We start from the raw sequence: 14373 nt of genomic DNA, 5'->3' as shown, positions 1-14373 counted from the left end.
ATGTACAAAAATAATTTTGTGCACAAAAATAAAATGTGTGCGTATAATCCGAAAAAATGCTGAAAAATTGCTCGATCAGTGGTATCAAGTAAGCCTGACGAAATCTGCTGAGGAGTAATGCATGGGTGCCAAGGAAATGATCGATATGCCAGTGTCCGAACGGGCGTTTCAACTGCTGCGCGGCAAGATATTGCGCTGCGAGTACGAGCCCGGCGTGAAGCTGAAAATCGATGTGCTGCAGCGCGATCTCGGGGTGTCGAGCAGTCCTTTGCGCGAAGCCTTGAGCCGGCTGGTGGTCGAGGGCCTGGTCGTCAGTGACGAGCGGCGTGGCTTTACGGCGGCGCCGATCTCGGTCAGCGACCTGCGCGAAGTGACGCGGCTGCGCCTGATGCTCGATTGCGAAGCGCTGGCCGAGTCGATCGACCATGGCGACGATCACTGGGAAGCCAATATCGTGACGGCGTTTCACTGGCTGTCACGCATCGAAGGGCGCCATGGCGAAGGGCCGCTGACGCTGGACGCGGACTGGACGCTGCGGCACAAGGAATTTCACATGGCTTTGCTGAGCGGTTGCAGTTCCGGCAAGCTCATGAAGCTCAGTTCTGCACTGTTTGACCAGTCCGAACGCTACCGCAGGCTGTCGATCAGGTACCGCGTCGAGCCGCGCCACAAGGCGGCCGAGCACGGCGAGATGATGGACGTGGTGCTGTCGCGTAAAAAGAATGAAGCAGTAACGCTGTTGCATGACCATATTTTTCGTACCGCCGAGAACGTTGCCGCTGTACTGGGCAAATTGGCCTCGGAAGAACTGACAACAAAAGGAGACAGTCGATGACAACAACAAAACAGGAATGCGTGGTAGGCGGTGTCACATTGCCGCGCCCGTTCAAGGTACGCCGCCTCGGCCATTTCGGCATCAATGTGCACGACCCCGAGGTATCGCGCCATTTCTACGAAAAGCTGATGGGCTTTCGTATTTCGGATGTGCTTGATTTCGGCGGCCGTCTGCCGGAAGAGGAAATGGTCAAGCATGGCCCGCATGTGGGCTACTTTGCCCGCCATGGCACCGAGCACCACTCATTCGTGTTTTTTCCGCGCCGCGTGCTCAATGCGGTGTATGGTTTCCCTGCCGATTTTCCTGAAGTTGTCACCAACCAGATCACCTGGCAGGTAGGCAGCCTGCGCGAAGTGGTCGATGGTCATGACTGGTTCGTCAAGAAAGACATGCGCATCCAGCGCTCGGGGCGCGACTTGCCCGGCTCGAACTGGAACGTCTATCCCTTTGATCCCGATGGCCATGTCAATGAACTGTATTACGGCATCGAACAGATCGGCTGGAACGGCCAGAGCAAACCGTACAGCATGCACAAGGTGCGCTACACGCGTCCGCCCGAACTGCCTCATCCGTCCGAATATTCCGAGGTGCAGGCCTGCGTCAAGGAAGGCATCGATGGCACCACCGGCTGGCAACAGAACGAGCCGATGCCTGAAACTTACAATGTCGATGGCGTACTGCTGGGCCGTCCGTATAAAGTAACGCGTGTCGGTCCGGTGCGCCTCTTCGTGCAGGACATGGAGCAGTCGCTGGCGTTTTACCGCGATGAACTGGGCCTGGTCATTACCGAAGAAGTCATCTGGCAGGGACACCGCTGCGTTTTCCTGCGCGCCAATACCGAACACCATTCGCTGGCGCTGTATCCGATGGCGCTGCGCGCCGAACTGGGCCTCAATCCCAAGGCCACGCTGTTCTCGTTCGGCATGCAGGTGGCCAACTACCAGCAACTGCAAGACGCGGTGGCGTTCCTCAAGCAAGAGGGCGTGACCATCAAGATGCTGCCGCCCGAGTTGTTCCCCGGCATCGACTATTGCGCCTTTGCACTCGACCCGGACGGCTTTGCCATCCAGCTCTATTACTACATGGAACAGGTCGGCTGGGACGGCAAGCCACGCCCGGCGTCGCTGCGTCCGGTGATCGATCCCGATAACTGGCCCGCCACCGTGCCGGCCGCGTCCGACAGCTTCCAGGGCGAAACCTATTTTGGCCCCTGGAGCTGAGCCGGCGCACCACGCTTGACCCCGCTTTAGTTACAACGCTGCACTCCTTGCAGGATGCGCCCTGGCGCACCCTGGGGATGCGTGCAGCCCAACGTTTTGACCATTAACCGACTTGCCGCAAGGCCAGTGAAAGGACAATATGAAACTCATCTCTTTTAGCAGCAACGGCCGTGAAAGCTGGGGCGCCGTCAGCGGCGATCGCGTAATCGACCTGGGCGCGGCCCTGGAAGGCAAATATCCCTTGCTGCAAGACTTTATCGGCAGCGAAGACTATGCACGCCGCGAGGCGCTGGTCGCCGGTCGCGAAGGCACACTGCGCCTGGCCGACGTCACGTTGCTGCCAGTCATCACGCGCCCGGAAAAAATCGTGCTGCTGGTCAGGAACTATCTCGACCATCACAACGAAGTGGTCGCTGCCGGCCTGAAACGCGAAATCCCGAAATTTCCACCGCTGTTCCTGCGCGTGTGGCGCTCGCAGATCGGCCATGAAGCGCCGATCGTGCGCCCGGCTATTTCCGACCAGCTCGATTGGGAAGGCGAACTGGCCGTCATTATCGGCAAGGGTGGTCGCCATATTGCCGAAAGCGACGCCTTGTCGCACGTGGCCGGCTACGCCTGCTATAACGACGCCAGCGTGCGCGAGTTCCAGTTCCATGCGCAGCAAATTGCTGCGGGCAAGAATTTCGTCGGCACCGGCAGCTTCGGTCCATGGATGGTCACGGCCGATGAAGTGGGCGATCCATCGCAGCTCAAGCTGCAAACGCGCCTGAACGGCGAACTGGTGCAGGACTCCAATACCAGCAACATGATCTTTGGCGTGCCGCGCCTGATCAACTATATCTCCACCATTTTCGACCTGGTGCCGGGCGACGTGATCGTCACCGGTACCCCGGCCGGCACCGGCTGGACGGTCAAGCCGCCACGCTTCCTGCGTCCGTCCGACGTGGTCGAAGTGGAGATCGAGAAAATCGGCGTACTGCGCAACGGCGTAGTCGATGAAGCAACAGCCTGAGACGAAAGCGTGATGATGAAGACCCAACATTTGTTCGACCTGACGCTGGAACTGGGGCAGATGGTGTCGCTAGGGCCGGTGGCAGCCGGCGAGCGCCGCGTGGCCGGCATTGCCGGCGGCGTGCTGGCCGGTGAAGCGCTGCGCGGCGAGCTGCTTTCGGGCAGCGACACGCAGCTGATGCGCGCCGACGGCGTGCTGGAAATCGACGCCGCGTACGTGGTGCGGCTCGAACACGGCGAATTGCTGCGCATCGTCAACCAGGGCTACCGCCATGGTCCGGCCGAGGTGCTGGCGCGCCTGGCGCGCGGCGAAGCGGTCGATCCTGCCGACTATTTTTTCCGCACCGTGATGCGCTTTGAAACGGCCGCACCGGCACTGGCCTGGCTCAATGGCGCCATCGCCGTGGCCAACGCCGAACGCCAGGGCGGCAAGGTGATCATGCACGCCTGGCAGGTATTGTAATGAACGCCAACCTGGAGACTGGCATGCCACATCATAATTTGATCGACGGCGAGTGGGTCGCCGGCGGCGAGCAGGTTGCCAACATCAACCCGTCCGATACCAGCGACGTCGTGGGTACCTACAGTTTCGCCACCGCCGCCCAGACGCAGGACGCCATCGCTGCAGCGCGCGCGGCCTTTCCCGCCTGGTCGGTCGGCAACATCCAGACCCGCGCCGAGATGCTGGACCGCATCGGTACTGAAATCCTGGCGCGTAGCCGCGAGCTGGGGCAGCTGCTGTCGCGCGAAGAGGGCAAGCCGTTGGCCGAAGGCATCGGCGAGACCGTTCGCGCCGGCAATATCTTCAAGTTTTTTGCCGGCGAAGTGCTGCGCAGCGGCGGCGAAAGCGTGCCATCGGTACGCCCCGGCATTTCGGTTGAGATCACCCGCGAGCCGCTCGGTGTGGTGGGCCTGATCACGCCGTGGAATTTTCCGATCGCCATTCCTGCCTGGAAGATCGCACCGGCGCTGGCCTATGGCAATTGCGTGGTCTTCAAGCCAGCCGAACTGACGCCGGGCAGCGCCTGGGCGCTGGCCGACATTATCGCGCGCAGCGGCGTGCCCGCCGGCGTCTTCAATCTGGTGATGGGGCGCGGCGACGTGGTTGGCGCTACGCTGGCGGCGTCGCCGGACATCGACGGCATCAGCTTTACCGGCTCGCAAGGCGTGGGCCGGCGCGTGGCCGCGCAGGCCGTGGCCAACATGACCAAGGTCCAGCTGGAAATGGGCGGCAAGAATCCGCAAGTTATTCTCGACGATGCCGACCTGGAAACGGCGGTCACGCTGTCGCTGCAAAGCGCCTTCTTTTCCACCGGCCAGCGCTGCACGGCAGCGAGCCGCTTTATTGTCACCAACGGCATTCACGACCGCTTCGTGACTGCGCTGGCACAGCGGGTGCAGGCGCTGAGGGTTGGCCATGCGCTCACTGGCGATACCGAAATCGGCCCGGTGGTCGACCAGCGCCAGCTCGACAAGAACTTCGAATATGCCGGTTCGGCTGCAGAAGAAGGCGCGCGGCTGGTGGCCGGTGGCCAGCGCCTCGAGCGCGCCACGCATGGCTTTTTCATGGCGCCGGCGCTGTTTGCCGACACCACGCCATCGATGCGCCTGAACCGCGAGGAAGTCTTCGGCCCCGTGGCCGGCATTATCCGCGTGAGAGACTATGAAGAAGCGCTGGCGCTGGCCAACGACACGCCGTTTGGCCTGACCGCCGGCATTGCCACCACCTCGCTCAAGTACGCCAGCCATTTCCGCCGCCATGCGCAGGCCGGCATGGTGATGGTCAACGTGCCCACGGCCGGGGTCGACTACCACGTGCCGTTTGGCGGGCGCAAGGGATCGAGCTACGGCGCGCGCGAGCAGGGCCGCCATGCTGCCGATTTTTACACCACCATCAAGACCGCGTACATTGCACCTTACTGAGGATACTGACATGACATCATTGGCATACTGCAGTGGAGCGCCGGCATGAGCGGCGCCCTGTCGCACCTGAAGGTGCTGGACCTGTCGCGCGTGCTGGCCGGGCCGATGGCTGGCCAGATCCTGGCTGACCTGGGCGCCGAGGTCATCAAAGTCGAGCGCCTGGGCCTGGGCGACGATACGCGTGCGTGGGGGCCGCCTTACCTCAGCGACAGCGACGGCCAGTCGACCTCCGAGGCCGCGTATTTTGCCACCGTCAACCGCAACAAGAAGTCGGTGGCGATTGACCTGGCCCATCCGGAAGGGCAGGCGCTGATCCGTTCGCTGGCGGCCGAATGCGATGTGCTGATTGAAAACTTCAAGGTGGACGGCCTGCAGCGCTACGGCCTTGATCACGCGTCGCTGAGCAAGATCAATCCGCGCCTGGTGTACTGCTCGATTACCGGTTTCGGCCAGGACGGCCCGTACGCCGCGCGCGCCGGCTATGATTTCCTGATGCAGGGCCTGGGCGGCCTGATGAGCATTACCGGCCATGGCAACGGCCAGCCCGGCGCCGGTCCGATGAAGGTGGGCGTGGCGCTGACGGACGTGATGACCGGCCTGTACGCGGTGATCGGCGTGCTGGCCGCACTGACCGCGCGCGGCCAGTCGGGCAAGGGCCAGCATATCGACCTGGCGCTGCTGGACGTGCAGGTGGCCGGCCTGGCCAACCAGGCCATGAATTACCTGGCCACCGGCGTCGCGCCGCAGCGCATGGGCAATTCGCATCCGAGCATCGTGCCGTATCAGGATTTTGCCACCGCCGACGGCTTCATGATTATTGCCGTTGGCAATGACGGCCAGTTTGCGCGGCTGTGCCAGGCGCTTGACCACCCGCAATGGGCGCAGGACGAACGTTTTGCCACCAATGTGGCGCGCGTGGCCAACCGGGTCGAACTGATTTCCCTGCTGCATGCACAGACCGTGGGCCAGACAACGGCGTACTGGGTCAGCGCGCTGGAACAGGCTGGCGTGCCGTGCGGGCCGATCAACGATGTGGCGCAGGTGTTTGACGATCCGCAGGTCAAGGCGCGCGGCATGCGTGTCGATATGGCCCATCCGCTGGCCGGCAATGTGGCGCTGGTGGCCAGCCCCTTGCGCCTGTCGCAGACGCCTGTCAGCTACCGCCTGGCGCCGCCGTTGCTGGGACAGCACACCCGCAGCGTGCTGCGCGACGTGCTCGCGCTCGATGATGCGCGCATCGACGCCTTGTGTTCTGCCGGCGCCATTGCATGCCTGGAACAAGCGGAGGTGGCGGCAACCTCTTAAAGCTGGGCAAGGTCAAGACTATAAATAAAGGAGACAAGCTTGAACACGCTACATCAAGGCCGCTCGCCCACGGGCGACGCGGCAAAGGGAGTCATCGTACTCTCGGATATTATTGAACACAGCCGTCTGGGCAGCTATCAGATCCGGATCATGGTGCTGTGTGCACTGGCCGTGGTGTTTGACGGCTTCGACGTGCAGGCCATGGGCTTTGTGGCCCCGGCCCTGCGCCAGGACTGGCTGGTTGCGCCGGACGTGTTCGGGCCGATTTTTTCCGCCAGCCTGGTCGGCATGGTGATCGGTTCGCTGCTGCTGAGTGCCGTGGCCGACCGCATCGGCCGCCGTCCTGTGCTGATCGGCGCCGTGATGCTGTCGGGCCTTATTACACTGGCCACCTCGTTTGCCACCTCGGTTGAAAGCCTGCTGGCGCTGCGTTTCCTGACCGGCATCGGCCTGGGCGCCATCTTGCCCAATGCGCTGGCGCTGACCAGCGAATACAGCCCGGGCAGGAAAAAAACTTTCCTGGTGATGATGATGGCGTGCTGCCTGTCGATCGGCGCGGCCGTCGGCGGCGCCACTGCAGCGCTGCTGATTCCGGATTTTGGCTGGCGCTCGGTGTTTGTGGTGGGCGGTATCGGGCCGATGGTAATCGGCGTGCTGATGCTGTTCATGCTGCCCGAGTCGCTCAATGTGCTGGTGCAAAAGCCCAATCAGCGCAGCACCGTGCTGCGCATCTTGCAGCGCATTGCGCCGCAGGTGGGCGTCAGCGAAGACAGCCGCATCGTGTATGGCGAGGCGCGTGCTGCCGGCGCCCCGATCGGCCAACTGTTCAGCGAAGGGCGGCGCGACACCACCTTGCTGCTGTGGCTGATGCACTTTGCCAACCTGGCGATTCTGTATTTCCTGGCCAACTGGCTGCCAACGCTGGTCAAGGATGCCGGCCTGCCGCTGCGCACCTCCGTTATTGCCGGCACCATCTTGCAAGTTGCCAGTGTGCTTGGCTCGCTGTGCCTGGCGCGGCTAATTACCCGCTATGGTTATTTCCGCGTGCTGCCCGTCAGCTATCTGATTGGCGCGCTGGCCATCGCATTGATCGGCCAGGTTGCCAGTTCGCCGCAAATGCTGTTTGCAGTGGTATTCGTGGTGGGCTTTTGCGCCATTGGCGGCCTGAATGGCATCAATGCACTGGCCGTGGCGTCTTATCCGGCGGCCTTGCGTACCACCGGCATCGGCTGGGCGCTGGGGGTAGGGCGTTTCGGCTCGATCCTGGCGCCGATGCTGGGCGGCATCTTGCTGGCCAGGCAATGGAGCATTTCCTCGCTGTTCCTGGTCGCTGCCGTGCCGGCGCTGGTGCTCGCTGGCGCGCTGCTGGTGATGCATGGCCGTGCACGCCGTGCCGCGCAGGCGCCGGCCAACCTGCTGCACAAGGAGGCGACATGATGCGCACCCTGTACGCCATGCTGCTGGCCGCACTGTTGTGCTGTGGCCTGGCAGCGCCGCTGGCGCAGGCCGGCGAACGCGCCACGGCTGCCGAAGCGCAGGCCATGGTCAAAAAAGCAGTCGCTTATCTGCAAAAGAATGGTCCGCAAAAAGCCTATGCGCAATTCAATGATCCACAGGGCCAGTTCCGCGACCGCGACCTGTATCTGGTGGTGTTCGACATGCAGGGCACCGGCCTGGCCCATGTCAATCCGCGCCTGGTGGGCAAGCTGACCGGCGATATCCGCGACGCCGACGGCAAACAGATCTTCCACGCCCAGCGCAAGCTGGCGCTGGAGCAGGGCAAGGGCTGGGTCGATTACAAATGGCCCAATCCGGTCAGCGGCAAGATCGAGCAGAAGTCGACCTATCTGGAACGGGTCGGCGACATCATCATCATGTGCGGCATTTATAAATAACCCAGGTGCGCCACCGGCGCACGCGAAAGACAACCATGACCTCTGTTTCTTCTCCCGCCTTGCCGCAGCTGCATGACGCACTGCTGCATATCGATGGCCGCGTGGCCACGTTGACCCTCAACCGCGACGATGTGCGCAACGAGCTGACCGGCACGCGCCTGGTCGACGACATTGAAACCGTGGCCGCCTGGATCAACGCCAACGAAGCCATCTCCGCGCTGGTCATCAGCGGCGCCGGCAAAGCCTTTTCGGCCGGCGGCAACGTCAAGCACATGCAAAACCGCCAGGGTACGTTCGGCGGCGACGTCCATGCGGTGCAAAAGCAGTACCGTGAAGGCATACAGCGCATACCGCTGGCTATGCACAAGCTTGAAGTGCCGGTGATTGCCGCCATCAATGGCGCGGCCATCGGCGCCGGTTTCGACCTGGCCTGCATGTGCGATTTCCGCCTGGCCGCCAGCGACAGCGTGATGGGCGAGACCTTCGTCAACATGGGCATTATCCCCGGCGACGGCGGCGCCTGGTTCCTGCAGCGCCTGATCGGCTACCAGCGCGCGGCCGAACTGACCTTCAGCGGACGCGTGTTCGGCGCTGCCGAAGCGCAGGCCATGGGCATCGTGCTCGAGGTGCTGGAGCCGGCCGAGCTGATGCCGCGCGCACAGGCACTGGCCGCCAGCTTTGCGGCCAAGCCGCCGCAGGCGCTGCGCATGAGCAAGCGCCTGATGAAACTGGCGCAGCGCCAGGAGCTGCCCGATTTCCTCGACCATTGCGCCGTGTTGCAGGGCATCTGCCACAACACGCAGGACCATCTGGAGGCGGTCGGCGCGTTCCTGGAAAAACGCAGCGCGCAGTTTGTTGGACGCTGACCACCGGACGTTGACACCCCATCGCGCCGCCGCTGGCGGCGGCGCCACATTCCCATTCAAAGGCACACCATGCAGATCAAGGACCAGGTTTTCATTATTTCAGGCGGCGCGTCAGGCCTCGGTGCGGCAACGGCGCGCATGCTGGCGCAGCAGGGCGGCAAAGTCGTGCTGGCCGACGTGCAGGATGCACCGGGCACAGCGCTGGCGGCGCAGCTGGGCGGCGTGTTCGTGCACTGCGACGTCACCTCGGAAGACGATGCGCGCGCGGTCATCGACGCCGCACTGGCGCTTGGCCCCTTGCGCGGGCTGGTCAACTGCGCCGGCGTGGCGCCAGCCATGAAGACCGTGGGCAAGGACGGCGCCCATGCGCTGGATCTGTTCCAGCGCGTGATCAGCATCAACCTGGTCGGCACGTTCAATATGTGCCGCCTGGCAGCGCAGGCCATGGCGCAGCAGGAGCCGACGGCGCAAGGCGAACGTGGCGTGCTGATCAATACAGCGTCGGTGGCGGCCTTTGACGGACAAATCGGCCAGGCGGCCTATGGCGCTTCCAAGGCTGGCGTGGCCGGCATGACCTTGCCGATGGCGCGCGACCTGGCGCGTAGCGGCATCCGGGTCATGACGATTGCACCGGGCATCTTTGAAACGCCGATGCTGCTGGCCATGCCTGCCGAAGTGCAGCAGGCGCTGGGCAGCATGGTGCCGTTTCCTTCGCGCCTGGGCAAGCCAGAAGAGTACGCCCAGCTTGCCTGCGCGATCATCGACAATGTGATGCTCAACGGCGAGACCATCCGTCTGGACGGCGCCATCCGCATGCAGCCAAAATGAGTGTGCCGGAAAGGCAACATATTGTAGGTTTGGTAAAATATTGCACTATAGATATGTATAATGCAGCTCTTTTCAGGCGCTGCCATTTCCATGTCGTTCTCAGCCAAGTTACGTATTTTGCTGCACATTAATCTGAGGCGCCTGATCGTGCTGGTCGCTTTTGGCAGCGCGATCATTTCGCTGGCCAATGGCTTTCACGCCAGCTACCGCGTGCAGCGCCAGTTGCTGATCGACACAGCGCTGGAGGCCAATCATGCTTACGCCCTCAAGCTGGCGCAAAGCACGCAGGATTATTTGCAGTCGACGCGCCAGCAGCTCGCTTACAGCGCCGGCCTGCTGGGGCCGCGCTTCAACCAGCCGGGCGCGCTGCAGGCCGAAGCGACGCGCTTGCGCGAACAGACCAATACTTTCAACTCCGTGGCAGTCGTCAACGCAAAAGGCGTGGTGGTAGCCGTCTCGCCCGAAGCGTTGCCCGTCATGGGGCGGCAGCTTGCAACGCCGGGCGCGCTGAAGATGCTGCGCGAGCGCCAGCCGGTGATTACCGAGCCCTACCTCTCTTCGGTTGGCAATCTGGTGATCGTCATTTCCCACCCGATCGTGGACGGACTGGGGCGCTACCTGGGCTATGTCGGCGGGACGATTTACCTGAAACAGAAAAACATTCTATCCAGACTGCTTGGCCAGCATTTTTACCGCGATGGCTCCTACCTGTATGTGGTAGACCAGAAGCGGCGGCTGCTGTTCCACCCCGATCCAGCGCGGGTGGGGGAAACAGCCGGCGCCAATACCGTGATCGATGCCGTGGCGCGCCAGGAAAGCGGCAGCAAGCGCACCGTCAATACGCTCGGTGTCGATATGCTGGCCGGCTATGCTGCCGTGCCGGCAACGGGCTGGGGCATCGTGGCGCAGCGGCCCACCACCGCCACGCTGGCGCCGCTGAACCAGCTGATGTTCAATACCCTGTGGCATACGCTGCCGGTGGCCTTGCTGAGCCTGCCACTGATCTGGTGGCTGGCGCGCCTGATCTCGCGACCGCTGATGCAGCTGGCCGAAGGCGCCAGTCGCATGGATACGCCGGGCACGGCCGAGCGCATCGACCGCATCAGCGTCTGGTACGTGGAAGCGGCGCAGATCAAGCGAGCCTTGCTGATCGGCATGTCGCTTCTGCAGAAAAAGATCGGCCGCCTGAAAGCTGATGTGCAGACCGATCCGCTGACGGGCCTGGCGAACCGGCGCGGCATGGATACGGCGCTGGCCACGTGGCAGCTGCAGTCGCGCGCTTTTTCCGTAGTGGCCATCGATATCGACCATTTCAAGCAGGTCAACGACCTGCGCGGCCATGCGGTGGGCGACGCCGTCATCTTGCGCCTGGCGCAGCTGATGCGCGCCTGCTCGCGCGATGCCGACGTGCTGTGCCGCAATGGCGGCGATGAATTCCTGATGCTGTTGCCCGACGCCAGTCTGGAGGTGGCGCAACGCGTTGCCGAGCGGCTGCGCGCCAAGGTTGCCGAGACGGTGATTGCCGGCGCAGGCAAGGTGACGGTGTCGCTGGGCGTGGTGGCGTCGAGCCAGCATGCCGGCGGCGCCGACGCCATTCTGCGCGCGGCCGATGCCGCGCTGTATCATGCCAAGCAACAGGGGCGTAACCGCGTGGGCGTGCTGGAAATAGCATGATGATGGCTGTAACAGAGAAGAGCTGCTGTGCGGGAACAATATGAATAACAGCAAGAGCGCCGCGAGCATACGCTGCGAGGCCGGCGGGCGGCCATTGGACCTGGCCCGCCTTGGCTGCCGTGAAATGGGCTATGGCCACTCGTCGCAGCTGCCCTTGTTGCCGTTTTGCCTGCGCCTGCCAACCAGCGAGCTGGCCGGCCTGATCGACGCTCCTTATGACGATTTCCTGCAAACCTGCCGCGAAGATGACGCGCTGTTTGAAGAAAGCGACTTGCCGGCGTTGAGAGACGCCGGCTACCCTGGCGTGCAGGCCATGCTGGCACAGCATCGCCCGTTGCTGGCGCAGTTACTGGTCGATTACCTGTACCGCGACCTGCTAGACGCCATTGCCATGCGCAGCGGTGCCACATTGGCGCGCCCGCGCCGCAGCGGCGACCCGCGTGGCGCCAACGGCCGCGCGTATTTCACCGTCAACGCTTTGCAGGCCGTAGCGTTTGTCGATGATGAGGTGGTGCTGGAAGGACAAGGTTATTTTGGTGTGTATACTATCTGGCTGAAAGTTGTGGCTTGACCTTCCGGTAGTGGGAAGGTTTATGATGTAGCCATGGAACGTCACTGTCACCGCTTTTTTCTGCGCTCGCTGCTCTGGCTGCTGGTCGCCGCACTGCCCCTGCAGGGGTTTGCGGCGGTGGCGCGCCTGTGCTGCCAGCCGGTGACATTATCCATCAGCGAGGTTGCCAAGCCGGCACCGCATTGTCACCAGATGGCTGACAAGGTCGATGACGGCAGCAAACACATCAAGCCTGTCGATCACCAGCCTGGTCACGACTGCGGCCATGCCGCCTGCAGCGTGGGCGCCAGTGCGCCGCCGTCGTGCCTGCAGACGCCGGTGCTGGCGTCGGCCGTTTGCCTTCCGCCGCTGGCCAGCAGTCAGTTCCTGGCCGGGCATATTCCGGCCGGTCCCGAACGTCCTCCCAGAAACGCCTTCATCGTCTGATTGCCCGCAGGCTGCATGCAGCCTTGCCGGTGTACTTTGGCGCCCCGATCGCGCCGTACTTTTACTTTCAGGATAGATATGAAGCCCTTGTTTTGCTTCGCGCTGGCCGCTACGCTGGGCCTGCCTGCGGCCGTGCAGGCATCAGGCCCCGCACCCGCTGCCGCCGCCTCGCCCCAACCGCAGGATGCCCAGGCATTCGTGCCCCCGATTGCTTACCGCTCTGCCTTTGACGCCTACCAGTCCGTCCCCGAAGAGGACGCCACGCCTGATGAAACCTGGCGCGCCGTGAACCGCAAGGTCGGCGATGCCGGCGGCCATATGGGCCATATGGGAAATATGGGTCACATGGGCCAGATGCAGCAGACGGGCCAGATGCACGATCATGCGATGCCGATGGCCAAGCCGGTCACCGCGCCTGCAACCCCCGCGCCGCCAGTGCCAGCAGCGGCTCACCACCATGAGGAACACTGACATGCGCGCTTTTTATCGAATGACGCCGCTGATGCTGGCCTTGTTGCTGGCCGGTTGTGCCAGCAACAGTGCGGACGGCGGCAGGCAAAGTGTTTCGGCGCTGGTTGAAACACGTACGGGCGCGGCGTTGCCGCCATCTGCCGGTGGACAGGACGAAGCGGTAGCGCAGTTGCTGGCCCAGCCGCTGACCGCGGACGCGGCCGTGCGCATTGCGCTGCTCAATAACCGTGGCCTGCAAGCATCGCTTGCTGAGCTGGGCATCTCGGAAGCGGAGCTGGTGCAAGCTGGCCGGCTGCGCAATCCCGGCCTGTCGTTTGGCCGCTCGCATGGCAGTGAAGGCAATGAGATCGACCGCAGCGTCAGTTTTGATCTGGCGGGTCTATTGACTATGCCGCTGCGCGTGCAGATCGAAGAAGGGCGCTTCGAACAGGCCAAATTGCAGGCAGCATCGACCACCGTGCAACTGGCCCATGCGGTGCGCCGCGCCTACTTTACGGCCGTGGCCGCCGTGCAGACCGAAATGTTTATGCAGCAGGCGATGGTATCGGCCGAAGCAGGCGCGCAACTGGCTGCGCGGCTGCAGCAGGCCGGCAACTGGAGCCGTCTGGACCAGGCGCGCCAGCAGGTGTTTTATGCCGACGCCGTCAGCGAGCTGGCGCGCGCGCGCCACCAGGCCACGGCCGCGCGCGAACACCTGGCGCGCCTGCTGGGGCTGTGGGGCAGCCAGGCCGAGCTCAAGCTGCCGGCGCGCCTGCCCGACTTGCCCGACGCGCCGCAGCCGGCCGGCGAGCTGGAGCAGCAGGCCATGCAGCAGCGCCTCGACGTGCAGATCAGCAAGTTGAACACCGAGGCGACGGCGCGTGCGCTGGGTCTGTCGCGCGCCACGCGCCTGGTCAATGTGCTCGAGGTCGGCTATACGAACAAGAGCACCAGCACCGCGCCGCGTGAAAACGGCTATAGCGTGTCGCTGGAACTGCCGCTGTTCGACTGGGGCACGGCCCGCAATGCGCGCGCCCAGGCCGTCTACGAGCAGGCGCTGGCGCGCACGGCCGACACCGCGATCACGGCGCGCTCGCAGGTGCGCGTCGCCTACTCGGGCTACCGCACCGCCTACGACCTGGCGCGCCACTATCGCGATGAAGTCGTGCCACTACGCAAGACCATCTCGCATGAGGTGCTGCTGCGCTACAACGGCATGCTTGCCTCCGTATTCGAACTGCTGGCCGACGCGCGCGAGCAGGTCGCCAGCGTCAATGGAGCCATTGAAGCGCAGCGCGATTTCTGGATTGCGCAAACCGATTTGCAGGCAGCCGTCGAAGGCGGCGCGGTCACTGAGAACAAGGAATAA

The 14373-nt window shown here is 63.4% G+C and carries 15 protein-coding genes; all 15 read left to right on the top strand.

Translation table 11 applies throughout. The features are described from left to right. The first annotated feature begins 121 nt into the window (after positions 1–121). The 15 genes from GCM43_RS01675 (at position 122) to GCM43_RS01605 (ending at position 14373) form a co-directional block, all read left to right on the top strand. Positions 122–835, top strand: coding sequence for a GntR family transcriptional regulator (locus tag GCM43_RS01675; protein ID WP_152241760.1), 714 nt, complete (start codon positions 122–124; stop codon positions 833–835). After that, a complete protein-coding gene (locus GCM43_RS01670; protein ID WP_152241759.1) occupies positions 832–2055 on the top strand; it encodes a VOC family protein in 1224 nt (407 codons plus the stop codon). Before GCM43_RS01675 ends, GCM43_RS01670 begins: the two co-directional genes overlap by 4 nt. Before the next feature lie 139 nt (positions 2056–2194). Continuing rightward, a complete protein-coding gene (locus GCM43_RS01665; RefSeq protein ID WP_152241758.1) occupies positions 2195–3067 on the top strand; it encodes a fumarylacetoacetate hydrolase family protein in 873 nt (290 codons plus the stop codon). 12 nt (positions 3068–3079) lie between these two features. Beyond that, the gene (locus tag GCM43_RS01660; protein ID WP_226929267.1) at positions 3080–3529 is read left to right on the top strand and encodes a DUF3237 family protein; all 450 of its coding nucleotides are present in this window, start codon (positions 3080–3082) and stop codon (positions 3527–3529) included. 23 nt (positions 3530–3552) lie between these two features. Then, positions 3553–4989: an aldehyde dehydrogenase family protein gene (locus tag GCM43_RS01655; RefSeq protein WP_152241757.1), complete on the top strand. Its 1437-nt coding sequence runs from the start codon at positions 3553–3555 to the stop codon at positions 4987–4989. A gap of 45 nt (positions 4990–5034) precedes the next feature. Then, complete coding sequence (locus GCM43_RS01650; protein WP_152241756.1) at positions 5035–6294, top strand: CaiB/BaiF CoA transferase family protein; 1260 nt, start codon at positions 5035–5037, stop codon at positions 6292–6294. 39 nt (positions 6295–6333) lie between these two features. Continuing rightward, the gene (locus GCM43_RS01645) at positions 6334–7731 is read left to right on the top strand and encodes an MFS transporter (protein WP_226929266.1); all 1398 of its coding nucleotides are present in this window, start codon (positions 6334–6336) and stop codon (positions 7729–7731) included. Next, entirely contained in the window at positions 7728–8189 is a 462-nt protein-coding gene (locus GCM43_RS01640) for a cache domain-containing protein (protein WP_226929265.1), read from the top strand. The genes GCM43_RS01645 and GCM43_RS01640 overlap by 4 nt, the downstream gene beginning before the upstream one ends. A 35-nt stretch (positions 8190–8224) precedes the next feature. Beyond that, positions 8225–9055: an enoyl-CoA hydratase-related protein gene (locus GCM43_RS01635; protein ID WP_152241755.1), complete on the top strand. Its 831-nt coding sequence runs from the start codon at positions 8225–8227 to the stop codon at positions 9053–9055. A gap of 69 nt (positions 9056–9124) precedes the next feature. Further along, the gene (locus GCM43_RS01630) at positions 9125–9883 is read left to right on the top strand and encodes a 3-hydroxyacyl-CoA dehydrogenase (RefSeq protein WP_152241754.1); all 759 of its coding nucleotides are present in this window, start codon (positions 9125–9127) and stop codon (positions 9881–9883) included. 60 nt (positions 9884–9943) lie between these two features. Continuing rightward, a complete protein-coding gene (locus tag GCM43_RS01625) occupies positions 9944–11557 on the top strand; it encodes a sensor domain-containing diguanylate cyclase (protein WP_226929264.1) in 1614 nt (537 codons plus the stop codon). Positions 11558–11597: 40 nt separating this feature from the next. Further along, the gene (locus tag GCM43_RS01620) at positions 11598–12128 is read left to right on the top strand and encodes a hypothetical protein (RefSeq protein ID WP_152241753.1); all 531 of its coding nucleotides are present in this window, start codon (positions 11598–11600) and stop codon (positions 12126–12128) included. A gap of 33 nt (positions 12129–12161) precedes the next feature. Then, on the top strand, positions 12162–12554 hold the full coding sequence (locus GCM43_RS01615) for a hypothetical protein (protein ID WP_152241752.1): 393 nt from the start codon (positions 12162–12164) through the stop codon (positions 12552–12554). A 78-nt stretch (positions 12555–12632) separates the two neighbouring features. After that, positions 12633–13025, top strand: coding sequence for a hypothetical protein (locus tag GCM43_RS01610; protein ID WP_152241751.1), 393 nt, complete (start codon positions 12633–12635; stop codon positions 13023–13025). A gap of 1 nt (position 13026) precedes the next feature. After that, the gene (locus GCM43_RS01605) at positions 13027–14373 is read left to right on the top strand and encodes a TolC family protein (RefSeq protein WP_226929263.1); all 1347 of its coding nucleotides are present in this window, start codon (positions 13027–13029) and stop codon (positions 14371–14373) included.

It is taken from the genome of Janthinobacterium aquaticum, from assembly GCF_009208565.1.
Taxonomy (GTDB): domain Bacteria; phylum Pseudomonadota; class Gammaproteobacteria; order Burkholderiales; family Burkholderiaceae_D; genus Janthinobacterium.
Note: the sequence above shows the minus strand (reverse complement) of the source record. Positions and strands in the feature narration are given on the sequence as shown.